Here is a 24,085-nt window from a genome sequence, read left to right as displayed (position 1 = left end):
CGTGGTGTGGTGAACGATGTTCGGAGGATAGCATGAGTTAACCGGGCGCAGTATGTCACCGAGCCCGGTTTTTGCACAAATTAACGCAGCAGCAGATAAATGGTTTCGTTACCGCGCACGATATTGAGCGCCATCACCGGCGGTTTGGCTTCCAGCACCTTGCGCAGTGCGGTGATACTGTCCACGCGCTGGCGGTTGACGCCGATGATCACGTCGCCTTTTTGCAGGCCGATTTGCGCCGCCGTCGAGCCTTTATCCACGTTCTCCACCTTCACGCCCTTGTCGCCGCTCGGCAGCGCGCCGTTGCTGAGGGATACCCCCTGCAGCGCCGGCGACAGCGTTTCGGCGTTGGTCGAGGCGCTCTCGCTGTTGTCCAGCGTGACCGAGACTTCCTGCGGTTTACCGTCGCGCAGCAGGCCTACCTTGAGGGTTTTGCCCGGTGCGGTGGTGCCGACCTTGGCGCGCAGTTCGGCAAAACTGTTCACCGGTTTGCCGTCGACGGAAACCAGAATATCCCCGGCTTTGATGCCGGCCTTGGCGGCGGCAGATTTCGGCAACACTTCGCTGACGAAGGCGCCGCGCTGCGCGTCGGTGTTGAAGGCTTTGGCCATGTCCGGGGTCATTTCACTGCCCTTGATGCCAAGCAGGCCGCGTTTCACTTCGCCGAATTCGATCAGCTGCTGGCTCAGGTTCTGCGCCATATTGCTCGGAATGGCGAAGCCGATGCCGACGTTGCCGCCGCTCGGCGCCAGAATGGCGGTATTGATGCCGATCAGTTCGCCGTTCAGGTTAACCAGCGCGCCGCCGGAGTTGCCGCGGTTGATGGAGGCGTCGGTCTGAATGAAGTTTTCCAGCCCTTCCAGATTCAGGCCGGTGCGGCCCAGCGCCGAGATGATGCCGGAGGTGGCGGTTTGGCCCAGGCCGAACGGGTTGCCGACCGCCACGGCGAAGTCGCCGACGCGCAGCTGGTCGGAATCGGCCATCTTGATGGCGGTCAGGTTTTTGGTATCGCTGAGCTGCAGCAGGGCGATGTCGGATTGTTCATCGCGCCCGACCAGCTTGGCGTCCAGCTCGCGGCCGTCGTTCAACTGCACGCGGATTTTGTCGGCGTTGTTAATGACGTGGTTGTTGGTCAGCACGTAGCCCTTGGCGGCGTCGATGATCACGCCGGATCCCAACCCTTCAAACGGGCGGGAGCTCTGCTGTTGGCCGGGGAAATTGGGGCCGAAGAAGCGTCTGAACTCTTCCGGCAGCTGTTGACGCTGCACCTGGGTGCCTGCGACATGCACGCTCACTACGGCGGGCAAGACTTTTTCCAGCATCGGCGCCAGGCTCGGCAGCGGCTGCCCCTGCACGGCGACGGGCAGGGCCGCGTTGGCCGCCGGTGCGGCGCTGAGCGCCAGGCCGAGGCTCATTGCCAATGCACTAAGAATTAACGACTTTTTCTTCATTGATGATAACTCTCTCAATACCTGCCGATGAAAATTTGATGATAAGGCAATCGCCTTGTCATAGTGAAGGGTAAGACCGTGAATTTGCGTGCAAAGTTCAGTAAAGGTAATGCGAAGGAAGGTCAATATGGCGCAAACGGGATTAACCCCGCGGGTGGCCCCGCGGGCGAAGAAGGAATATCAGTCGCGGCGTGCGCTTTGACCGCGCAGCAGGCCGGAGGCCCCTTCAGAATAGTCGCGCGGCATTTCCACCGGCGCCTGATCGTTGTCCGCTTCCGCTTCGGTCAGGCGATAGCGGAACGGGTTCTCCTGCATCGGCAGATCCGGCAGCAGGTTGTTGGAGCTTTTCGCCATGTGCTGATACAGCTGGCGATAATCGCGCGCCATGTTGTCCAGCAGCTCGGCGCTGCGGGCAAAGTGGCCGACCAGCTCCTGACGGTACTCTTCCAGCTCGGTTTTGCTCTTGTCCAGCTCGTTCTGCAGGACTTGTTGTTGACGTAATTTACGGTTGCCAAAACGCATCGCCACCGCACCAATCACGATACCGACGACCAAACCAATCAGCGCATACTCCCAGGTCATGATGACTCCTATTTTGACTTCGTTGTTCCGCAGGGATTTTTCACTTAATAATATCCACTATAACCGTTAACCTTGTCCGAGTGGAATCCTGATGCGCTTCCACCTGGTTTTCACAGGGTTTTCAGCGGCGCCCGCAGCGGGCATTTGTGGCGATAACGGTGCGAATCGGCATCAACTTGCCGCCAACGTTGGCTAAATAATTTCTAAGCGTTCTTAGGGAACATCGAACAGATGCAGGCACTATCACCGTTATCTCGCTACCAGCAGGCGCTGGAGGCGGGGGAATATCAGGCCGATGAGGTTCAACGCCGGGCCGTCACTCAACTGGATCGCATTTATCAGGCTCTGCTGCAAAAGCCGGCGGCGAGCGCGCCGGCCGGCGGGCTGCGCGGCAAGCTCAGCCGCTTGCTGGGCAAGGGCGGCGAAACGGCGCCTCAGCGCCCGGTGCAGGGGCTGTACATGTGGGGCGGCGTCGGGCGCGGCAAAACCTGGTTGATGGATATGTTCTTCCACAGTCTGCCGGGCGATCGCAAAATGCGCCTGCACTTCCACCGCTTCATGCTGCGGGTGCATGAAGAGCTGACCGAGTTGCAGGGGCGGGAAAACCCGCTGGAAATCGTCGCCGACGGCTTCAAGGCCGAGACCGACGTGTTGTGCTTCGACGAATTCTTCGTCTCCGACATCACCGACGCCATGCTGTTGGCCACGCTGCTGCAGGCGCTGTTCGCGCGCGGCATCACGCTGGTGGCCACGTCGAACATCCCGCCGGACGATCTGTACCGCAACGGCCTGCAGCGGGCGCGTTTCCTGCCGGCTATCGATCTGATCAACGAGTACTGCGACGTGATGAACGTCGACGCCGGCATCGACTATCGTCTGCGCACCCTGACCCAGGCGCACCTCTACCTGACGCCGCTGAGCGACCAGACGCGCGAGGCGCTGGATCGGATGTTCGTCAAGCTGGCGGGCAAGGCGGGGGAGGACGCGCCGGTGCTGCAGATCAACCATCGGCCGCTGCAGGCGATCCGTTCGGTGGACGGCGTGCTGGCGGTGGATTTCCACACGCTGTGCGAAGAGGCGCGCAGCCAACTGGACTACATCGCGCTGTCGCGGCTGTACCACAGCGTGATCCTGTATAATGTGCAGGTGATGGGGCCGCTGAAAGAGAATACCGCGCGCCGTTTCCTGGCGCTGGTGGATGAATTCTACGAGCGGCACATCAAGCTGGTGATCGGCGCCGAAGCGTCGATGTTCGAGATCTATCAGGGGGTGCAGCTGAAATTTGAATTCCAGCGCTGCCTGTCGCGCCTGCAGGAAATGCAGAGCGAAGAGTACCTCAAGCTGCCGCATCTGCCCTGAGCCCGCCGGGCCTATCGCCGGTTGTCCGCCGCCGGCGATAAATTTATTTTCCATTCAAAAACCGTTCGATCTTTGTGAACGACTTCTCTATAATCTTGCGACCCCACGTTACAACAAAGTTTTTTTTCCCAAAAACTTTATAGTGCCGGCAATGGCTATTCGAAGGGGTAGGTTTGCTGGACTTGTATGGTCGTGTGAGCCTCAACTGTTTTCGAGCGTTTGGGTGTTCACCAACGTGTAACTAATTATTGGGTAAGCTTTCTAATGAAAACTTTTACAGCTAAACCAGAAACCGTAAAACGCGACTGGTACGTTGTTGATGCAGATGGTAAAACTTTAGGCCGTCTCGCTACTGAACTGGCTCGTCGCCTGCGCGGCAAGCATAAAGCGGAATACACCCCGCACGTGGATACCGGTGATTACATCATCGTTCTGAACGCTGACAAAGTTGCTGTAACCGGCAACAAGCGTACAGACAAAGTGTACTACCACCACACCGGCCACATCGGTGGTATCAAGCAAGCGACCTTTGAAGAGATGATTGCCCGCCGTCCTGAGCGCGTGATTGAAATCGCGGTTAAAGGCATGCTGCCAAAGGGCCCGCTGGGTCGTGCTATGTTCCGTAAACTGAAAGTTTACGCGGGCACCGAGCACAATCACGCGGCACAGCAACCGCAAGTTCTGGACATTTAATCGGGATTAATGGCAATGGCTGAAAATCAATACTACGGCACTGGTCGCCGCAAAAGCTCCGCCGCTCGCGTCTTCATCAAGCCGGGCAACGGTAACATCGTTATCAACCAGCGCAGCCTGGAACAGTACTTCGGTCGCGAAACTGCCCGCATGGTAGTTCGTCAGCCGCTGGAACTGGTCGACATGGTTGGCAAACTGGACCTGTACATCACCGTTAAAGGTGGTGGTATCTCCGGTCAAGCTGGCGCTATCCGTCACGGTATCACCCGTGCACTGATGGAATACGATGAGACTCTGCGTTCTGAACTGCGTAAAGCTGGCTTCGTCACCCGTGACGCTCGTCAGGTTGAACGTAAGAAAGTCGGTCTGCGTAAAGCACGTCGTCGTCCGCAGTTCTCCAAGCGTTAATTTTCGCTGCTTCGGCAGTGCGATTTACGCAAAAAACCCGGTGCTTCACCGGGTTTTTTTATGCCTGAAATCCGCCGTCCCCGACTAAAATCTGTGGCATATCAGACAATTCAACATGAATTCGCCGCACCGTCCCCACAAAACAAGCAAAATCTGGTAAACTATCACCCACTTTTGCGCCTGTTCGCCGTGCAGTTGACCTCCTGGGCCGGTTTTTTATGGGCTCGGGTCGCGCTGCGTGCTGCCGGCCTGCGGCAAGATTATTCAGGATAGCAGCCTGTCAGTTGGCTATTCGCAGTATTTTCTAGATAACTTGGAGGTTTTCATGGCTGTCGCTGCCAACAAACGTTCGGTAATGACGCTGTTCTCTGGCCCGACCGACATTTTTAGCCATCAAGTACGCATCGTACTGGCGGAGAAAGGTGTCAGCGTCGAGATCGAGCAGGTCGAAATGGATAACCTGCCGCAAGATCTGATTGACCTCAACCCTTATCAGACGGTGCCTACGCTGGTCGATCGCGAACTGACCCTGTATGAATCCCGCATCATCATGGAATATCTGGATGAGCGCTTCCCGCACCCGCCGCTGATGCCGGTTTACCCGGTTGCCCGTGGTGAGAGCCGTCTGATGATGCTGCGCATCGAGAAGAACTGGTACTCGCTGATGGACAAGATCGAGAAGAGCAGCGGCCAGGAAGCGGAATCCGCCCGTCGCCAACTGCGCGAAGAGCTGCTGGCGATCGCGCCTATCTTCGGTCAGGCGCCGTATTTCATGAGCGAAGAGTTCAGCCTGGTGGATTGCTACCTGGCGCCGCTGTTGTGGCGTCTGCCGCAGCTGGGCATCGAATTGAGCGGCGCCGGTTCCAAAGAGCTGAAAGGCTACATGACCCGCGTCTTCGAACGCGACGCCTTCCTGGCTTCCCTGACCGAAGCCGAGCGTGAAATGCGCCTGCAGACCCGGGGCTAAGCGCGATGGACATGTCTCAGATGACGCCGCGTCGCCCGTATCTGCTGCGGGCGTTCTACGACTGGCTGCTGGATAACCAACTGACGCCGCACCTGGTGGTCGACGTGACTCGCCCGGACGTGCAGGTGCCGATGGAGTTCGCGCGCGATGGTCAGATCGTGCTGAATATCGCGCCGCGCGCGGTAGGCAACCTGGCGTTGGGTAACGAAGACGTGCAGTTCAACGCGCGCTTCGGCGGCGTGCCGCGTCAGGTTTCGGTGCCGATGGCCGCCGTGCTGGCGATTTATGCGCGTGAAAACGGCGCCGGCACGATGTTCGAACCGGAAGCCGCCTACGACGAGAGCGAAGGCGTGTTCGAAGGTCTGGACAATGAGACGATCCCTTCGGAAACTCTGATGTCGGTGATCGACGGCGATCGCCCGGATACCGCGGAAGACAACGGCCCGGATGACGAACCGCCGCAGCCGCCGCGCGGTGGCCGCCCGGCGCTGCGCGTGGTGAAATAACCCCGTGAGAACAAACGAAAAAGCACCCCATGGGGTGCTTTTTTTTTGCCCGGCAGACGCGCTCAGCCTTTCAACGCGGCAATGCAGGCGTCGCGCGGCGCGCTGAGATCGCCTACGCGCACGGTGGACAGCGCGTGGGCTGCACGCTCACGGAAGCTGGTGATGGCGGTGTCGCCTTGCACTTCCGGCGGCGCGGTGCAAATGTCATTGAGCGGCAGATCGTTGCCTTTGTTGAGCGCCTGCAACACCGCCGCCGGATTGTAGATCAGGGCTGCGGAGAGGGCCGATTTGATGCCGGCGGTAAAGCCGGCATTGCCGCCGCCGGCCAACTTGGGCGCCAGGGCAATCCAGCTGTCGTCCCCCAGCCGGATGCTGTTTTCCACGGCGCCGAACTGCCCGGCCTTGCCCAACTGCGCCACGACCGGGCGTGCGCCGCGCGCTTCGATATTGTAACCAACCTCCTGCGAATCCAGCGCCATGGCTGAAGCGCTGAAACTGACGGCCAGCAGCGCGCCGGCCAACAGGGAAATGGAGCATTTCATGTTCGCTATCCTTATCTCGGTGTCAGGCGCAGCCGCGCCCCGCAATGGTGCTAACTCAATACTATAGCGCGTTGAGGCGGTGGGGAGAGGGGAGGTTGTTACAAAGCGTGGCAGGCTAAAAACAGAGGCCCGGCAATATGCCGAGCCTCTGATGGTACGGAAGGTTTACACTTCCAGGTAGTTCATGATGCCGTCTGCCGCTTTACGGCCTTCGGCGATCGCCGTCACTACCAGGTCAGATCCGCGCACTGCGTCACCACCGGCGAAGATTTTCGGGTTGCTGGTCTGGAACGCGTTGTCGCTGCCTTCCGGCGCCAGGATGCGGCCCTGTTTATCGAGCTGCACGTCGTGTGCCGCCAGCCAGTCCATGCGGTGCGGGCGGAAGCCGAACGCCATCACCACCGCGTCCGCGTCGATCACGTGTTCGGAACCTGGCACCTGCTCCGCCGTCTGACGGCCATTGGCATCCGGCGCGCCCAGCTGAGTGCGCACCATTTTCACTCCAGCCACGCGGCCGGCGCTGTTCAGTTCGATGCTCAGCGGCTGCAGGTTGAACTGGAAGTCCACCCCTTCTTCCCGGGCGTTCTTCACTTCGCGTTTGGAGCCCGGCATGTTGGCTTCGTCGCGGCGGTAGGCGCAGATGACCTGCGTTGCGCCCTGACGCACCGAGGTGCGCACGCAGTCCATGGCGGTATCGCCGCCGCCCAGCACCACCACCCGTTTGCCTTCCATGCTGACGTAAGGCTCGTGCTGATCGGTTTCATACCCCATCAGCTGCTTGGTGTTGGCGATCAGGAACGGCAGTGCGTCGTACACGCCCTGCGCTTCCTCATTCTCCAGGCCGCCGCGCATCGACTGATAGGTGCCGACGCCGAGGAACACCGCATCGTACTCGCTCAGCAAGGTCTCCATGCTGACATCTTTGCCCACTTCGGTGTTCAACTGGAACTCGATGCCCATCTCGCTGAAGATGCCGCGGCGTTTGACCATCACTTCCTTTTCCAGCTTGAAGGCCGGGATGCCGAAGGTCAGCAGGCCGCCGATCTCTGGATGACGGTCATACACCACCGCTTTGACGCCGTTGCGGGTCAGCACGTCGGCGCAGGCCAGCCCGGCAGGGCCGGCACCGACGATCGCCACGCGCTTGCCGGTCGGCTGCACGTGCGACATGTCCGGCTTCCAGCCCATTTCGATGGCCTTATCGCTGATGTAGCGCTCGATATTGCCGATGGTGACCGCGCCGAACTCGTCGTTCAGGGTGCAGGAGCCTTCGCACAGGCGATCCTGCGGGCATACGCGGCCGCACACTTCCGGCAGGCTGTTGGTCTGATGCGCCAGGTCCGCCGCTTCCATGATGCGGCCTTCGTTGGCCAGTTTCAGCCAGTTCGGGATGTAGTTGTGCACCGGGCACTTCCACTCGCAATACGGGTTGCCGCAGGACAGACAGCGGTCCGCCTGGGCCTTGGCCTGGGTTTCCGAAAACGGTTCGTAGATCTCGACGAACTCGATTTTGCGGATCTTCAGCGGTTTCTTTGGCGGATCAACACGCTGCAGGTCGATAAATTGGTAAACGTTCTGGCTCATTAATGACCTACCTCTTACTGCGCCTGCACCCGCAGCTCGGCTGCGGAACGGCTACGGTGACCCAACAGCGCTTTGACATCGCTGGACTTCGGTTTGACCAGGGCGAACTTCGGCGCCCACTCCGGCCAGTTGGCCAGGATCTCTTCCGCGCGGGAAGAGCCGGTCGCCTGCACGTGTTCGGTGATCAGGCCGCGCAGGTGCTCCTCATGGATCGCCAGCTGATCGACATCCAGCACTTCCACCAGCTCCGGGTTTACGCGCTTGCGGAACTCGCCGTCTTCGTCCAGCACGTAGGCGAAGCCGCCGGTCATGCCGGCACCGAAGTTGATGCCGGTTTTACCCAGCACGCAGACGATGCCGCCGGTCATGTATTCGCAGCCGTTGTCGCCGATGCCTTCCACCACGGTGATGGCGCCGGAGTTGCGCACCGCGAAGCGTTCGCCCGCGCGGCCGGCGGCGAACAGCTTGCCGCCGGTGGCGCCGTACAGGCAGGTGTTGCCGACGATGCTGGCTTCATGGCTGCGGAAGGCGGAGCCGATCGGCGGACGCACCGCGATGCTGCCGCCGGCCATGCCTTTGCCGACATAGTCGTTGGCGTCGCCGGTCAGGGTCAACTCGACGCCGCCGGCGTTCCAGACGCCGAAGCTCTGCCCGGCGGTGCCGGAGAAGTGCGCCTTGATCGGATCGGCTGCCATCCCCTGATCGCCGTGTACGTTGGCGATCGCGCCGGACAGCATGGCGCCCACGGAGCGGTCGGTGTTGCGAATGTCGAAGTAGAAGGTTTTACCCTGCTTCGCTTCGATGTACGGTTCCGCCTGCGCCAGCAACTCTTTGTTCAGCAGACCCTTGTCGAACGCCGGGTTGCTGCTTTCGGTACAGTACACCGCTTTGCCCTGATGCGGCGTGGCGGTTGTCAGCAACGGCGACAGATCCAGCTTGTTCTGCTTGGCGGAAATGCCGTCCAGCTCGGTCAGGAACTCGGTGCGGCCGATCAGATCCACCAGTTGGCTCACGCCCAGTTGAGCCATGATCTCGCGGGTTTCACGCGCGATAAACTGGAAGTAATTCGTCACGCGTTCCGGCAGGCCGTGGTAGTGATCGCGGCGCAGCTTGTCGTCCTGAGTCGCGACGCCGGTCGCGCAGTTGTTGAGGTGGCAGATGCGCAGGTATTTGCAGCCCAGCGCCACCATCGGCCCGGTGCCGAAGCCGAAGCTTTCCGCGCCCAGGATCGCCGCTTTGACGATGTCCACGCCGGTTTTCAGACCGCCGTCCACCTGCAGGCGGATCTTGTGCCGCAGGCCGTTGGCCACCAGCGCCTGCTGGGTTTCCACCAGGCCCAGTTCCCATGGGCAGCCGGCATATTTTACCGAGGACAGCGGGCTGGCGCCGGTGCCGCCGTCGTAACCGGCGATGGTGATCAGATCGGCATAGGCTTTCGCCACCCCGGTGGCGATGGTGCCGACGCCCGGCTCGGACACCAGTTTCACCGAGATCACCGCCTTCGGGTTGACCTGCTTCAGATCGAAGATCAGCTGCGCCAGATCTTCGATCGAGTAGATGTCGTGGTGCGGCGGCGGGGAGATCAACGTCACGCCCGGCACCGAGTAACGCAGTCTGGCGATGTACGGGGTGACTTTATCGCCCGGCAACTGGCCGCCTTCGCCCGGCTTGGCGCCTTGCGCCACCTTAATCTGGATCACGTCGGCGTTCACCAGGTAGGCCGGCGTCACGCCGAAGCGGCCGGAGGCTACCTGTTTGATGCGCGACACCTTGTTGGTGCGGTAGCGCGCCGGATCTTCGCCGCCTTCGCCGGAGTTGGAGAAGCCGCCGAGGCCGTTCATGGCGATCGCCAGTGACTCGTGCGCTTCCGGGCTCAGCGCGCCGATCGACATCGCCGCCGTGTCGAAGCGTTTGAACAGCGATTCCGCCGGCTCGACCTGATCGACCGGGATCGGTTCGCCTTTCGGCGTGATGGCCAGCAGATCGCGCAGCATGGCGACCGGCCGCTCGTTCACCAGCTTGGCGTAGGCTTGGTAGTCGCTGTACTCGCCGCTGTGCACCGCTTTTTGCAGCGAGTTCACCACGTCCGGGTTGTAGGCGTGGTATTCGCCGCCGTGCACGAACTTCAGCAGGCCGCCTTGCTCCAGCGGCTTGCGTTTCAGCCAGGCGCGCTTGGAAAGGTTCTGCAGATCCTGCTGGAAGTCGCTGAAGCTGGCGCCGCCGATGCGGCTGACCACGCCCTGGAAGCACAGATCAGCCAGATCGCGGTGCAGGCCGACCGCTTCGAACAGCTTGGAACAGCGGTAAGAGGCGATGGTCGAGATGCCCATCTTGGACATGATCTTGTACAGGCCTTTGTTGATGCCGTTGCGGTAGTTCAGCATCACGTCGCGGTATTTCTTGTCGATCGCCTGGCTGTCCACCAGTTTGGCCAGGGTTTCATAGGCCAGATACGGGTAGATGGCGGTCGCGCCGAAGCCGAGCAGCACGGCGAAGTGGTGCGGATCGCGGGCGCTGGCGGTTTCAACGATCAGGTTGGCGTCGCAGCGCAGGCTTTTCTCCACCAGCCGGGTTTGCACGGCGCCAACGGCCATCGGGGCCGGTACCGGCAGGCGGCCGGGCGCGATGGCGCGGTCGGACAGCACCAACAGCACCGCGCCTTCGCGCACCTTGCGTTCCGCTTCGTCGCACAGGGCGCGAATGGTTTGCTCCAGATCCTGCTGCTGCGGATCGAAGGTCAGATCGAGCGTCTCGGCGCGATAGTATTCGCCTTCCAGCGTGGTGAGCTGTTTGAAATCGGAGTACAGCAGGATCGGCGATTTGAAGCTCAGGCGGTGCGCTTGGCCTTCGGCTTCGCAGAACACGTTCATTTCACGGCCGATACTGGTGGCCAGCGACATGACGTGCGCTTCGCGCAGCGGATCGATCGGCGGGTTGGTGACCTGCGCGAACTGCTGGCGGAAGTAGTCGTAAACGATGCGCGGCCGGCTGGAGAGCACGGCGAACGGGGTATCGTCGCCCATTGAGCCGGTGGCTTCCTGGCCAATCTCGCCCAGCACGCGGATCACCTGATCCAGCTCTTCGCTGCTGTAGCCGAACTGTTTCTGGTAGGTTTCGAGCTGCGCGTCGTCGAGCTCGCGGCTGCCGACCTGATCGTCCGGCAGATCTTCGAACGGCACCAGGCGTTTGACGTTTTTCTCCATCCACTCTTTATACGGGTGGCGGCTTTTCAGATCGTTGTCGGTTTCCGCCGAGTGCAGAATGCGGCCGCTGCGGGTGTCGATCACCATCAGCTCGCCGGGGCCGACGCGGCCTTTTTCCACCACTTCATCCGGCTGGTAATCCCAGATGCCGACTTCGGAGGCGCAGGTGATCAGCTTGTCTTTGGTGATCACGTAGCGCGCCGGGCGCAGGCCGTTGCGATCGAGGTTACAGGCGGCGTAGCGGCCGTCGGACATCACGATGCCGGCCGGGCCGTCCCACGGCTCCATGTGCATCGAGTTGAAGTCGAAGAAGGCGCGCAGATCGCCGTCCATGTCAGGGTTGTTCTGCCAGGCCGGCGGCACCAGCAGGCGCATGGCGCGGATGAGATCCATCCCGCCCGCCAGCAGCAGCTCCAGCATGTTGTCCAGCGAGCTGGAGTCGGAGCCGGTTTCGTTGACGAACGGCGCGGCGGCCTGCAGATCCGGGATCAGCGGCGTTTGGAATTTATAGGTACGGGCGCGCGCCCACTGGCGGTTGCCGGTGATGGTGTTGATTTCGCCGTTGTGCGCCAGGTAGCGGAACGGCTGAGCCAGCGGCCAGCGCGGGACGGTGTTGGTGGAGAAGCGCTGGTGGAACAGGCAAATGGCCGACTCCAGGCGCAGGTCCGCCAGATCGAGATAGAAGCGCGGCAGATCCGCAGGCATGCACAGGCCTTTATAGATCGTCACCAGGTTGGAGAAGCTGCAGACGTAGAAGCTGTCATCCTGCACCCGTTTCTCGATGCGGCGGCGCGCCACGAACAGGCGGCGCTCCATATCGCGCGGGCGCCAGCCGGCCGGGGCGTTAACGAAGATTTGCTCAATGCGCGGCAGGGAGGAGAGGGCGATTTCACCCAGCACGTCCGGGTTGGTCGGCACTTCACGCCAGCCGACGATCGACAGCGTTTCGTTTTGCAGCTCTTCTTCCACGATGCGGCGGCTGAGGCGCGCTTCCTCTTCATTCTGGCTGAGGAACATCATGCCGACGGCGTAGTTTTTGGCCAAACGCCAGCCGCGCTCTTCCGCCACCATGCGGAAGAAGCGATCGGGTTTTTGCAGCAACAGGCCGCAGCCGTCGCCGGTCTTGCCGTCGGCCAGGATCGCGCCGCGGTGCTGCATGCGGGCCAGCGCGTGAATGGCGGTGCGCACCACCTTGTGGCTAGGTTCGCCTTCTATATGGGCGATCAGGCCGAAACCACAGTTGTCCCTCTCTTGGGATTTATCGTACAACATATCGTGAACCTCCCCAGGCTCTGCGTGACTCTCACAACCTACTGCGAGGGGGCTTCCCAATTTCAGGCAGAAGTCCAATCAGCAAGTTAACCCCGCCAATCTGCTTTTCCGCCCTCCATCAATGGCCTCTCGTGACGGTCTCACAAGTGGTATAGGACTTGTTTTAAGAGGGAGTCTTCAATTACTGCATAAATATGACGAGACGTTTGCCCGTCCAGAAAGCTTCCAGCGGACTTCCAACTTAGCGAGAAAGAATTCGCAGGTCAAATGTGGGCTTAAGATAGATTCTTATCGAATTGGTGATGTTTATTTATTTGAAAAATAAGTGTTTTAATGCATTTTTGCACTATCGTGGGGCAACGCCGATCCCCGCAGAAGTGTGAGCTGTCTCACTATAGTGCAACCCCTTAATCTCTGCACCATGCTAGTGCGGGGGTTAATGCCAGAATTTTATTCTATAAGATATTGCTTGGCTGATGTTTATGACTATTTTTCACCGTGTTGTCATATTGCCGTTAACGGTTGCGTGACGATTAGAATAATTCATCAGAATTATAGTGAATTGATTTGCATTTATGATGAATAGTTATGCCTGGTGGCGCCTTGCGGGGAAAGCGTTGATCTCTGTCATCGCGGGAAAAACCGTTTCTTATTAGCATCGCGGCTTTGAACACAGAGAACCACCAAGATTATGCAGTTGCCGCAATTAGTCAATATGTTTGGCGCGGATCTCCAGCGCCGCTATGGCGAAAAAATCCATAAACTCACGCTGCACGGCGGATTCGGCTGCCCTAACCGCGACGGCACGTTGGGGCGCGGCGGCTGTACGTTCTGCAACGTCGCCTCGTTTGCCGATGAGGCGATGCAGCGCCAGAGCATCGGCGAACAGCTGGCGCAGCAGGCCGCGCGGGTCGATCGGGCGCGGCGCTATCTGGCCTATTTTCAGGCCTATACCAGCACCTATGCGGAGGTTGAACGGCTGGAGGCGATGTATCGGCAGGCGTTGGCGCAGAGCGCCATGGTCGGACTGTGCGTCGGCACCCGGCCGGACTGCGTGCCGGCCGCCGCGCTGGATCTGTTGACGGGATACCGCGAGCAAGGCTATGAGGTGTGGCTGGAGCTGGGGCTACAGACGGCGCATGATAAAACACTGAAGCGCATCAACCGCGGCCATGATTTTCGCTGTTATCAGCAGACTGCGCGGCTGGCCCGGCAGCGCGGGCTGAAGGTGTGCTGCCATCTGATCGTCGGGCTGCCGGGAGAAACCCCGCGCGATCATCTGCTCACGCTGCAGCGGGTGACGGAGACCGGCGTCGACGGCATCAAGCTGCATCCGCTGCACGTCGTCACCGGCAGTATCCTGGCGCGGGCGTGGCAGGCCGGGCGGTTGCCCGAACTGGCGCTGGAGGATTACGCCGCCAGCGCCGGGGAGATGATCCGCCATACGCCGGGCGAGGTGGTGTACCACCGTCTTTCCGCCAGCGCCCGGCGGCCGACGCTGCTGGCGCCGCTGTGGTGCGAAAACCGCTGGAGCGGCATGCAGGCGGTCGGCGCTTATCTGCAACGGCACGGCGGGCAGGGCAGCGCGCTGGATGAAAAACGGCGCTACCGGCCCGGCATGCCGCTCTGAAGTGCAATCTTTGCCACACTTCGGCGTTTGCCGCCTTATCTCACCGCTGTTTTACGGTATGATTCAAAAGATTGTGTCTGAAGGGAGCCGCTATGAAGCAAATCCGGGTGTTGGCCCAGTACTACGTTGATTTAATGGTGAAACTGGGGTTGGTGCGCTTCTCGCTGCTGCTGGCCTCGGCGCTGGTGGTGCTGGCGATGGTGGTGCAGATGGCGGTGACCATGCTGCTGCGCGGCGAAGTGGAAAGCATCGACGTGGTGCGTTCGATCTTCTTCGGCCTGTTGATCACCCCGTGGGCGGTCTATTTTCTCTCGGTGGTGGTGGAACAGTTGGAAGAGTCGCGCCAACGGCTGGCGCGGCTGGTGGACAAGCTCGAAGAGATGCGCCACCGCGATCTGGAGCTCAATCAGCAGCTCAAAGACAATATCAGCCAGCTGAATCAGGAGATCGCCGACCGTATCAAGGCGGAAGAAGAGCGCCTGCAGGTGATGGAAAAGCTGACCGAAGAGATGGAACAGCGCGAGCAGGCGCAGATTGAGCTGGGCCAGCAATCGGCGCTGCTGCGTTCCTTCCTCGATGCCTCGCCGGATCTGGTCTACTACCGCAACGAAGACAAAGAGTTTTCCGGCTGTAACCGCGCGATGGAACTGCTGACCGGCAAGAGCGAGAAACAGCTGATCGGCCTGACGCCGTTCGACGTCTACGGCCAGGAGATCGCCGAAAAGGTCATTGAGACCGACGAGAAGGTGTTCCGCCACAACGTTTCGCTAACCTACGAACAGTGGCTGGTGTATCCCGACGGCCGCAAGGCCTGTTTCGAGCTGCGCAAGGTGCCGTTTTACGACCGGGTGGGCAAACGCCACGGGCTGATGGGCTTCGGCCGCGATATTACCGAGCGTAAGCGCTACCAGGACGCGCTGGAGAACGCCAGCAGGGAGAAGACCACCTTTATTTCCACCATCAGCCACGAGCTGCGTACGCCGCTTAACGGTATCGTCGGCCTGAGCCGCATTTTGCTCGATACCGAGCTGAACGACGAGCAACTGAAATACCTGAAGACCATTCACGTCAGCGCCATCACCCTCGGCAATATCTTCAACGACATTATCGAAATGGACAAGCTCGAGCGGCGCAAGGTGCAGCTCGACAACCAGCCGGTGGACTTCACCGGCTTCCTGGCGGATCTGGAGAATCTCTCGGGCCTGCTGGCGCAGCCGAAAGGGCTGCAGTTCGTCATGGAGCCGCAGACGCCGCTGCCGCAGCAGATCGTGACCGACGGCACGCGCCTGCGGCAGATCTTGTGGAACCTGATCGGCAACGCGGTGAAATTTACCCAGCAGGGGCAAATTGTGGTGCGCGTGCGGCGCGAGGCGCAGGAGAAACTGGTGTTCGAGGTGGAAGATTCGGGCATGGGCATCCCGCAGGACGAGCAGGACAAAATCTTCGCCATGTATTACCAGGTGAAAGATCAGCGCGGCGGCCGCCCGGCCACCGGCACCGGCATCGGGCTGGCGGTCTCCAAGCGGCTGGCGCAGAGCATGGGCGGCGACATTACCGTGCGCAGCGAACAAGGGCACGGTTCTTGCTTTACCTTAACCATCAAGGCGCCGGCGGTGCAGGAAGCCGTCAGCGCGGCGCCGGAGGAAGAGGCGCTGCCGTTGCCGGCGCTGCACATCCTGCTGGTGGAGGATATCGAACTGAACGTGATCGTGGCGCGCTCGGTGCTGGAGAAGCTGGGCAACAGCGTCGACGTGGCGATGAACGGCCACGATGCGCTGGCGATGTTCGATCCGGACGAGTTCGATCTGGTGCTGCTGGACATTCAACTGCCGGACATGACCGGGCTGGACATCGCCCGGGCGCTGCGCGAGCGCTATGCCGGGCAGGCGCTGCCGCCGTTGGTGGCCCTGACCGCCAACGTGCTGAAAGACAAAAAAGAGTATCTCGAGGCGGGCATGGACGATGTGCTGAGCAAGCCGCTGTCGGTGCCGGCGCTGACCAAGGTCATCAAACACTATTGGGATCATCAACCTTCTCACACTTCAAAGAAAACGGAGCACAAGGCGATGCAGATTAATGAGTCGTTACTCGATACCGCGATGCTGGAACAGTACATGGATCTGGTTGGCCCGCAGTTGATCCACCAAAGCCTGGAGATGTTCGAACAGATGATGCCGGGCTATCTGGCGGTGCTGGACTCCAACATGACGGCGCGCGATCAGAAAGGCATCACTGAGGAAGGGCATAAGATCAAGGGCGCCGCCGGTTCGGTCGGTCTGCGCCATCTGCAGCAGCTGGCGCAGCAGATTCAAACGCCGACGCTGCCGGCCTGGTGGGATAACGTGCAGGATTGGGTAGATGAGCTGAAACAAGAGTGGCGCAACGACGTGCAGGTACTGCGGGCTTGGGTTGAGAACGCTGAAAAAAAATGACCCCGACCTAAGCCGGGGTGCGCGAATATTGCGCCAACACCAGGGAAATTGTGAACCTGCGTATTGGTTTCAGTGTTCTGGTCGAGCAGGTTGTTGCGAATTCCTAAACATCATACAGCCAACAACATAGCAAATGTAAGCGCTCTTGTTAGAAGATTCATTAAAATGTGTGATGTAGATTAGTGTTTGTCAACTCCGAGCACGAACCAGTTGACAGCAGCGACAGGAGTAAGAGTGATGAAAAAGGTGGGTGTAGTCCTCAGCGGCAGCGGCGTTTATGACGGTACGGAGATCCATGAAGCGGTGCTGACGCTGCTGGCGTTGGATCGTGCCGGCGCCCAGGCGGTGTGCTTTGCGCCTGATAAACCACAACGCCATGTTATTAATCACTTATCTGGTGAGGAGACGGCGGAGTCGCGCAATGTTCTGATTGAATCGGCGCGCATTGCCCGCGGTGCGGTGCAGCCGCTGGCGCTGGCGGAGGCCGCGCAGCTGGATGCGCTGATCGTGCCCGGCGGCTTTGGCGCCGCCAAGAACCTCAGCAATTTCGCCGAAGCCGGCGCGGAATGTTGGGTCGATGAAGATTTGGCGCGCCTGACGCGCGAGATGCATAAGTCCAACAAACCAATTGGCCTGATGTGCATCGCGCCGGCGCTGTTGCCGAAACTGCTGGATCAACAAGCGCGGCTCACCATTGGCAACGATCCGGATCTGGGGGAAGTGATTGACGCCATGGGCGGCGAACCGGTGATTTGCCCGGTGGACGACATCGTGGTGGATCGCGAACATAAGATCGTGACCACGCCGGCCTATATGCTGGCGCCGTCTATCGCGCAGGCGGCCCTGGGCATCGATAAGCTGGTGGCGCGGGTGCTGGAACTGGCTGAATGAGAAAATCGCTCGTCGGATGGCGGCGGCTGCGCCCGTGGTATTGGCTGAAGCGCGGCGTCATCGCGATTATCGGCCTGTGGGTGTTGGGCATTGTGCTCTTTGCCTTCCTGCCGGTGCCGTTTTCCGCCGTGATGGTGGAGCGGCAGGTCAGCGCCTGGCTGAGCGGCGACTTCGGCTATGTCGCCCATTCGGACTGGGTGTCGATGGACGACATCTCGCCGCAAATGGCGCTGGCGGTGATGGCGGCGGAAGATCAGAAGTTTCCCGACCATTGGGGCTTCGACGTGGCGGCCATTGAAAAGGCGCTCAGCCACAACGAGAAGCGCCCGACGCGCATTCGCGGCGCGTCCACGCTGTCGCAGCAAACCGCCAAGAACCTGTTTTTGTGGGATGGCCGCAGCTGGCTGCGCAAAGGATTGGAGGCCGGGCTGACGTCGGGCATCGAATTGGTGTGGACCAAGCGGCGTATTCTGACGGTGTACCTGAACATCGTCGAGTTCGGCGATGGGGTGTTCGGCGTGGAAGAGGCTTCACAGCGCTTTTTCCATAAGCCGGCCAAACGTCTGAGCGCGGCCGAAGCGGCGCTGCTGGCGGCGGTATTGCCGAATCCGCATCGCTTCAGGGCCGATGCGCCGTCCGGCTATGTGGTGCAGCGTCAACAGTGGATCATGCGGCAGATGCGGCAACTGGGCGGGGAAGCGTTTTTACGCGAGAACAAGCTGGATTAAACGGGCGGGAACGGCACGGCGCCGCTCCCGCCAGGCGGATTATTTCACGTAGGTAAAGGCGGTGGTGACGTGCTTCACGCCGCTGACCTGGCTGGCGATCTGCGCCGCCGACTGCCCTTCCTGCTGCGTGACCAGGCCCAGCAAGAACACTTCGCCGTTTTCGGTGGTGACCTTCACGTTGGACGATTTCACCGTATCGCTGGTCAACAACTGCGAACGCACCTTGGTGGTGATCCAGGTGTCGGAGGACGCGGTGCTCAGGCTGACCGGCGTGCCCTGACGGATTTCGTTATACACTTCGGTGGTGCCTTCCACGCCCATGGCGATCTGCTTGGCGCGCGCGGTGAGATCGGCGTTAGGCGACTGGCCGGTCAACAGCACCTTGCCCTGATAGGCGGTGGCGACCACCCGGGCATCTTTCTTCAACTGCTGGTCTTTGCTCAGGGCGCTTTCGACCCTGGCTTCCAGCGTGCCGTCATCCACCTGGGTCCCTACGCTGCGCGGGTCGGTGGCGGTTTTGGTCGCGACGGCCGCACTGCCGACGACGACGCCGGCGATACAGCCTTGCAACAGCAGGGCGCTGGACAGCACTGCAAATGTGGCTTTTAGCTTCATCTCAGTTCCTTAATCGTCCTGGTGGGGGAATAACGTATTGTCTATCAGGTCGCACAGGCAGTTTACGGTCAGCATATGCATTTCCTGAATGCGCGAGCTGCGGTGCGACGGGATGCGGATTTCGACATCCTGCTGGCCGAGCAGCCCGGCCAGCTCGCCGCCGTCGTAGCCGGTGAGCGCGACGATGGTCATATCGCGCGTAACGGCCGCCTCGACCGCTTTCACAATATCACGGCTGTTGCCGCGGGTGGAAATCGCCAGCAGCACGTCGCCGGTGTGCCCGAGCGCACGCACCTGCTTGGCGTACACTTCGTCGTGCAGCCGATCGTTGCTGATTGCCGTCAGCACCACGTTGTCGGCGTTGAGAGCGATGGCCGGCAGGCTGGGGCGCTCGGTTTCAAAACGGTTGATCATGCTGGCGGCGAAGTGCTGCGCGTTGGCTGCCGAGGTGCCGTTGCCGCAGCACAGGATTTTGTTGCCGTTGAGTAAGGATTGAACCAGCGTCATCGCAGCGCGGGAAATGGCGTCCGGCAGTGCTTCCGCCGCCGCGATCTGGGTTTGGATGCTTTCGGTGAAACAGACTTTAATTCTATCCAGCACGTTGTATTAATCCACTAAGTCAAAGGGCCGGTCTGCGCCGTAAAACCCCGATTAATCCGCATTGAAGGCGTTGGGTATCCATTCTAACTGGCTACCGGTAATGGCCAAAACATCAAAACGGCAAGATGATGTGTCAAAACTGGCTCCGCGCCCCGCCAGCCAGACGGCGGCGGCGTGCAGCAACCGCTGTTGTTTGCGAAAGGTGACGCTGGCGGCCGCGCCGCCGAAGGCGTCGTTGCGGCGGTAGCGCACTTCGACGAACACCCAGGTGGTGCCGTCGCGCATGATGAGGTCGAGCTCACCGCCGCGCACCGCGACATTGGCGGCGCAGAAGGTGAGCCCGGCGTGTTCCAGGTGACGGCGGGCCAGTAGCTCATAGCCCGCCCCTGAGGCGCGTGGGTTCAAGAGACTGGAACGACCGTGCCCTGACGGTATTGCAGCCAAGGCAGCTTACGGTTGATCACGCAGTTCGGCGACGCGCTCAGCGTGCCGGTGGTGCCGGAAACCTGGAAGCCCGGCAGCTGGCGCATTTCAGCAAAGTGGTTGGCCAATGTCCAGGCATCCATCCCCATTGCATACAGGCGCACCAGCGAGTAGTCGTTGCGGAAACGCGCGCTGGCCTGCTGCAACAGCTGAGGGTTTGAGCCGGCAAGCAGCGGGATGTCGCTGAACTGCAGGCCTTCCATTTCCAGACGGAAGTCCGGGCCGGCGCCTGCCTGGTAGCTGCGCGAACTGGCGTACATCGCCGGCTTGCCGCGCGAGCTGGTGGCCATGTCGATCATCGGTTTGATCAGCGTCAGCTGAGACTGCGTGGCGACGATATACACCGCGTCGACGCTGCCGCTGGTGGCGGCGGGCACGTCGCTCGGCGGCGCAGGAATGGTCAGCCCGGCGATGGTGACGCTCTGCGGCGCCGGGGCGCTCGACATCGGCGTGCCGGTCATGCGGATGCCACCGCTGTTCACCATCTGGCGCAGTTCACCGGCGGAGCCGATGTCCTGACGCAGCACGGTTTGCCCGCCTTGCTTCTGCCATTCCTGGTTAAAGGCCCTGGCGACGCGATCGCCGAAGGCGCCGCGCGGCACCAGCAGCAGCGGTTGACGCTTCTGCTGTTCCCAGATGTGGCGGGCGGCGTCGCGCGCTTCATCTTCCGGCGACAGGGCGAAGTAACAGATGTTCAGGTTGTCTTTCGGCGTTTCCGGTTGGTTGAGCGCCAGCACGTTCAGCGTGGTGGTGCTGGCGGACAACTGATCGACGTTCTCTTTCAGCAGCGGCCCGACCACCAGAGTGGCGCCATCCTGCTGCGCTTGGCTCAGCAAGGCGGCCAGCGGCTGGCTGGTGGTATCGTACACTTTGACCTGCGCGTTGGCGGCCTGCGGCGGCGTTATCGGCGCGCTGGACGGCGCAGCGGGTTGCGCGGCGGTCACGGCGGGCTGGCTCTCTTGCGCCGAAGGGCTGACAGCGCCGTTGGCGTTGATGTCACCCGCAGTGGCCTGATCGGCCGGCGCAGTTTGAGCCGGCGTGCTGGCCGGTTGCGCGGCTTGAGGCTGCGGCGCCGGCATGGAGCCGCCGTTTTTCGCCGCTTCGAAGCCTTGCTGGATGGCGTCGGCGAACACTTTCGCCTGGCCGTTCAACGGCAGCAGCAGGGCGATTTTCGAGGTGGAGGCCTGGGTGAAGTTCAGTACTTGGTTCAGGCGAGCCGGCAGCGTTTTGGCCGCCGGGTTCTTCGGATAACGGTTCTGCCAGTCTTTGATGCCGGCCTTCAGCAGATCGGGATCCTGCTTGTTGTCCTGATAGACGCGCAGCAGATCCAGCCAGCCTTGCAGCACGTTCTCATCGGCGTTGATCACCAGGCTGTTCATCTCCTGCGGCGGCAGTTGCAGCAGGGCCTGCCAGGTTTGATCCAGGTTGTCTTGGTGCGCCTTGCCGGTCAGCAACGGCTCCTGAGCGATATAGGCGCGGATCAGCGGCAGCGACGCTTTGCCCTGGTTGGCGGCGATCTGCGCCTGGTAGTAGCGCACCTTCTGATTCGGCGACAGCGCACCGCTGTCCAGGTGGCCCAGCGTGCTGCGGGCGCTGACGTAGCTCTTGTTGGCGATCTGCAGTTCGGCAGTCAGCAACTGGCGTTCAGTCTGCTGTGCGCCGCTGAGGTTTTTCGGCAGTTGATTCAACTGGTCGCCGGCCTGCGGCAGTTTTCCTTCACGCAGCAAGGCGCGAATAGCAAGTAATTGCCAGTCAGCCTTGTTATCATCGCTGCTTTGCTGCAACTGCTGCAGGTAGTAATCGGAGCTGGCGCTCGCTTCGTCCTGTATATTGGCGGGCGGCGTTTGCGGGGCCCGACTTGGACAGCCTGCCAGGAAAAGGGCGGCCGCGATGACTGCGGTAAGTCGGACAGGCTTGGAACGCCCTGCTTTGGTACGAACGAATGTTGAGGAAAGCATACTGTATCCAGTGATGTTTTTTTCAAGATGCTCAATATTAAATCGGCAACCCGGATGAAACAATGAATCAACACCAACAATCAGTCATTTCTGCATCAACGCTGTATGTGGTGCCCACCCCCATCGGCAATCTGGGCGATATCACCCACCGTGCGTTAGAGGTACTGAAAAGCGTTGATCTGATCGCGGCGGAAGACACGCGCCATACCGGATTGCTGCTGCAACACTTCGCGATTAACGCGCGTCTGTTCGCGCTGCACGATCACAACGAACAGCAAAAGGCCGATCGGCTGCTGGCGAAACTGCAGGAAGGCCAGAGCATCGCGCTGGTGTCCGACGCCGGCACGCCGCTGATCAACGATCCCGGTTATCACCTGGTGCGCTGCTGCCGTGAGGCCGGCATTCGCGTGGTGCCGCTGCCGGGCGCCTGCGCCGCCACCACCGCGCTGTGCGCCGCGGGCGTCGCTTCCGACCGTTTCTGCTACGAAGGCTTCCTGCCGGCGAAAACCAAGGGACGCAAGGATACGCTGATGGCGCTGGCGGAGGAACCGCGCACGCTGATTTTCTACGAATCCACCCATCGCCTGCTGGAAAGCCTGCAGGACATGGTCACCGTCTGGGGCCCGCAGCGCTATGTGGTGCTGGCGCGCGAGCTGACCAAAACCTGGGAATCCATCCACGGCGCGCCGGTGGGCGAGCTGCTGGCGTGGGTGCAGGAAGATGAAGTGCGCCGCCGCGGCGAGATGGTGCTGATCGTCGAAGGCCACAAGGCGCAGGAGGATGCGCTGCCGCTCGAGGCGCTGTGCACGCTGGCGCTGCTGCAAAAAGAGCTGCCGCTGAAAAAGGCGGCGGCGCTGGCGGCGGAAATCCACGGCGTGAAGAAAAATGCGCTGTATAAGCACGCGCTGGAGCAACAACAGCCGTAAAGCGGTTGACCTGCCGCCGCCGCGACGCTACTATCCGCGCCGGAGTTGACCAGACAGTCGCCGCTTCATTGCCGTCCTCTTCGGGGAGACAGATGGAGGGGAGGAAAGTCCGGGCTCCATAGGGCAGGGTGCCAGGTAACGCCTGGGAGGCGCAAGCCTACGACTAGTGCAACAGAGAGCAAACCGCCGATGGCCCGCGCAAGCGGGATCAGGTAAGGGTGAAAGGGTGCGGTAAGAGCGCACCGCGCGGCTGGCAACAGTTCGCGGCACGGTAAACTCCACCCGGAGCAAGGCCAAATAGGGGTTCACATGGTACGGCCCGTACTGAACCCGGGTAGGCTGCTTGAGCCAGTGAGCGATTGCTGGCCTAGAGGAATGACTGTCCACGACAGAACCCGGCTTACCGGTCAACTCCCTCGACAAAAGAAAACCCCGCGCAACGCCAGTTGCGCGGGGTTTTTCGTTTTTCGGTCGGCTTACACCGGCAGGTCAATCAGCAGCGCGCGCAGCGGCGTCTCGGCGCGGATCGTCAGGCGATTCTCCTCACGCACGAAGGCGCCGTCGCCGCAGGTCAGACGCTGTTCCTCGTGGCGCTCGCCGGTGGCGGCGATGGTGCCGTGAATCGACTGCAAATAGGCGCGCGGCCCGTTAATCGTCAGCGTTTGTTCTTCGCCCGGCTGCAGATCGAGATGGTGGATCCAAACCTGCTGGCGCAGCTGCAGGCTGCCCTGCGCGCCGTCCGGCGAGGCCAGCAGCAGGTTGCCTGCCGCCGGCAGCGCCAGGCGCTGCACCCGCTCGTTGTTGCGTTCCGGGCAGGCGTCCAGCCACAGCTGCAGGCGGGTCAGCGGCGTATCGCTGCTGACGTTCTGTTCGCTGTAACTCAGGCCCGGCTGGGTGGCCAACAGCAGCGCTTCACCGGCTTTGGCGCGCGCGGTGTTGCCGTCGCTGTCGCGGTATTCCGCCTCGCCCTGCAGGATCAGGTTCAGGATATCCACGCTGGGATAGGTGCGCGGCTGGAACGATGCGCCCGGTGCCAGCACCTCCTGATTCAACACCCGCAGCGACGCGTAGCCCATCAGTTTGGGATCGAAGTAGTGACCAAAGGAAAAGGTGTAGCGAGCCTGCAGCCAACCAAAGTCAGCTTGCCCGCATTGTTGTGCTGTTCTGCATGTAATCATGGCAATCGGCTCTCTAAATTCATTATCCAAATGGTAAGCATCTGGACGTCGGATTGTTAGCCAGTTAATCTGGTCGG

Annotated in this window: 20 protein-coding genes and 1 other RNA gene; 11 read left to right on the top strand and 10 right to left on the bottom strand. The window is 61.0% G+C overall.

Features of this window, described 5'->3' with window-relative positions; translation table 11 throughout:
- Positions 1-80: 80 nt before the first annotated feature.
- On the bottom strand, positions 81-1,451 hold the full coding sequence (degQ, locus tag ACP39K_RS19305; RefSeq protein ID WP_004937072.1) for a serine endoprotease DegQ: 1,371 nt from the start codon (positions 1,449-1,451) through the stop codon (positions 81-83).
- A gap of 180 nt (positions 1,452-1,631) precedes the next feature.
- Entirely contained in the window at positions 1,632-2,033 is a 402-nt protein-coding gene (gene zapG, locus ACP39K_RS19300; RefSeq protein ID WP_004937074.1) for a Z-ring associated protein ZapG, read from the bottom strand.
- Between the two features lie 231 nt (positions 2,034-2,264).
- Here zapG and zapE point away from each other — a divergent pair, with 231 nt between their 5' ends.
- From zapE to sspB, 5 genes are all read left to right on the top strand, one after another.
- The gene (gene zapE, locus ACP39K_RS19295) at positions 2,265-3,392 is read left to right on the top strand and encodes a cell division protein ZapE (RefSeq protein WP_016930199.1); all 1,128 of its coding nucleotides are present in this window, start codon (positions 2,265-2,267) and stop codon (positions 3,390-3,392) included.
- Positions 3,393-3,656: 264 nt separating this feature from the next.
- Complete coding sequence (gene rplM / locus ACP39K_RS19290; protein WP_004937079.1) at positions 3,657-4,085, top strand: 50S ribosomal protein L13; 429 nt, start codon at positions 3,657-3,659, stop codon at positions 4,083-4,085.
- Between the two features lie 15 nt (positions 4,086-4,100).
- Entirely contained in the window at positions 4,101-4,493 is a 393-nt protein-coding gene (rpsI, locus tag ACP39K_RS19285; RefSeq protein WP_004937080.1) for a 30S ribosomal protein S9, read from the top strand.
- Between the two features lie 325 nt (positions 4,494-4,818).
- Positions 4,819-5,460, top strand: a complete 642-nt coding sequence (gene sspA, locus ACP39K_RS19280) for a stringent starvation protein SspA (RefSeq protein ID WP_004937082.1) — start codon at positions 4,819-4,821, stop codon at positions 5,458-5,460.
- A gap of 5 nt (positions 5,461-5,465) precedes the next feature.
- Positions 5,466-5,966 (top strand): ClpXP protease specificity-enhancing factor, encoded by a 501-nt coding sequence (sspB, locus tag ACP39K_RS19275; RefSeq protein ID WP_004937084.1) that lies wholly within the window; start codon positions 5,466-5,468, stop codon positions 5,964-5,966.
- A 62-nt stretch (positions 5,967-6,028) separates the two neighbouring features.
- Here sspB and ACP39K_RS19270 read toward each other — a convergent pair whose 3' ends face one another.
- The 3 genes from ACP39K_RS19270 to gltB all read right to left on the bottom strand — a co-directional run bounded on the left by ACP39K_RS19270 (position 6,029) and on the right by gltB (position 12,567).
- A complete protein-coding gene (locus ACP39K_RS19270) occupies positions 6,029-6,508 on the bottom strand; it encodes a hypothetical protein (RefSeq protein WP_033639306.1) in 480 nt (159 codons plus the stop codon).
- A 165-nt stretch (positions 6,509-6,673) separates the two neighbouring features.
- Positions 6,674-8,092 carry a glutamate synthase small subunit gene (locus ACP39K_RS19265; RefSeq protein WP_016930196.1) on the bottom strand — a complete coding sequence of 473 codons (1,419 nt, stop codon included), beginning with the start codon at positions 8,090-8,092 and terminating at the stop codon, positions 6,674-6,676.
- A gap of 14 nt (positions 8,093-8,106) precedes the next feature.
- Positions 8,107-12,567: a glutamate synthase large subunit gene (gene gltB, locus ACP39K_RS19260; RefSeq protein WP_048794650.1), complete on the bottom strand. Its 4,461-nt coding sequence runs from the start codon at positions 12,565-12,567 to the stop codon at positions 8,107-8,109.
- Between the two features lie 691 nt (positions 12,568-13,258).
- On the opposite strand from gltB, the gene mnmL reads away from it, so the two are divergent.
- The 4 genes from mnmL to mtgA all read left to right on the top strand — a co-directional run bounded on the left by mnmL (position 13,259) and on the right by mtgA (position 18,248).
- Positions 13,259-14,197 carry a tRNA modification radical SAM protein MnmL/YtqA gene (gene mnmL, locus ACP39K_RS19255; protein ID WP_497008768.1) on the top strand — a complete coding sequence of 313 codons (939 nt, stop codon included), beginning with the start codon at positions 13,259-13,261 and terminating at the stop codon, positions 14,195-14,197.
- A gap of 92 nt (positions 14,198-14,289) precedes the next feature.
- Positions 14,290-16,629, top strand: a complete 2,340-nt coding sequence (arcB, locus tag ACP39K_RS19250) for an aerobic respiration two-component sensor histidine kinase ArcB (RefSeq protein ID WP_015379167.1) — start codon at positions 14,290-14,292, stop codon at positions 16,627-16,629.
- Positions 16,630-16,866: 237 nt separating this feature from the next.
- A complete protein-coding gene (gene elbB / locus ACP39K_RS19245) occupies positions 16,867-17,520 on the top strand; it encodes an isoprenoid biosynthesis glyoxalase ElbB (protein ID WP_060445063.1) in 654 nt (217 codons plus the stop codon).
- Positions 17,517-18,248, top strand: a complete 732-nt coding sequence (gene mtgA, locus ACP39K_RS19240) for a monofunctional biosynthetic peptidoglycan transglycosylase (RefSeq protein ID WP_004937100.1) — start codon at positions 17,517-17,519, stop codon at positions 18,246-18,248. The genes elbB and mtgA overlap by 4 nt, the downstream gene beginning before the upstream one ends.
- 39 nt (positions 18,249-18,287) lie before the next feature.
- On the opposite strand, the gene dolP is transcribed toward mtgA, so the two are convergent.
- The 4 genes from dolP to ACP39K_RS19220 are packed head-to-tail and all read right to left on the bottom strand — an operon-like array spanning position 18,288 to position 21,904.
- A complete protein-coding gene (gene dolP, locus ACP39K_RS19235) occupies positions 18,288-18,863 on the bottom strand; it encodes a division/outer membrane stress-associated lipid-binding lipoprotein (RefSeq protein ID WP_004937101.1) in 576 nt (191 codons plus the stop codon).
- A 9-nt stretch (positions 18,864-18,872) separates the two neighbouring features.
- Entirely contained in the window at positions 18,873-19,463 is a 591-nt protein-coding gene (gene diaA / locus ACP39K_RS19230; protein ID WP_004937103.1) for a DnaA initiator-associating protein DiaA, read from the bottom strand.
- A gap of 51 nt (positions 19,464-19,514) precedes the next feature.
- Positions 19,515-19,868 carry a YraN family protein gene (locus ACP39K_RS19225; RefSeq protein WP_015379164.1) on the bottom strand — a complete coding sequence of 118 codons (354 nt, stop codon included), beginning with the start codon at positions 19,866-19,868 and terminating at the stop codon, positions 19,515-19,517.
- The gene (locus ACP39K_RS19220) at positions 19,865-21,904 is read right to left on the bottom strand and encodes a penicillin-binding protein activator (protein ID WP_243810651.1); all 2,040 of its coding nucleotides are present in this window, start codon (positions 21,902-21,904) and stop codon (positions 19,865-19,867) included. Before ACP39K_RS19220 ends, ACP39K_RS19225 begins: the two co-directional genes overlap by 4 nt.
- 62 nt (positions 21,905-21,966) lie before the next feature.
- Here ACP39K_RS19220 and rsmI point away from each other — a divergent pair, with 62 nt between their 5' ends.
- Complete coding sequence (gene rsmI, locus ACP39K_RS19215) at positions 21,967-22,830, top strand: 16S rRNA (cytidine(1402)-2'-O)-methyltransferase (protein ID WP_497008767.1); 864 nt, start codon at positions 21,967-21,969, stop codon at positions 22,828-22,830.
- A gap of 41 nt (positions 22,831-22,871) precedes the next feature.
- Positions 22,872-23,249: RNase P RNA component class A (rnpB, locus tag ACP39K_RS19210), an RNA gene on the top strand.
- A gap of 57 nt (positions 23,250-23,306) precedes the next feature.
- Here rnpB and ACP39K_RS19205 read toward each other — a convergent pair.
- On the bottom strand, positions 23,307-24,008 hold the full coding sequence (locus tag ACP39K_RS19205; RefSeq protein ID WP_048794646.1) for a pirin family protein: 702 nt from the start codon (positions 24,006-24,008) through the stop codon (positions 23,307-23,309).
- Between the last annotated feature and the right edge of the window lie 77 nt (positions 24,009-24,085).

This window comes from Serratia sp. EC4 (assembly GCF_059652115.1).
This window is presented reverse-complemented; position numbering and strand designations above follow the sequence as displayed.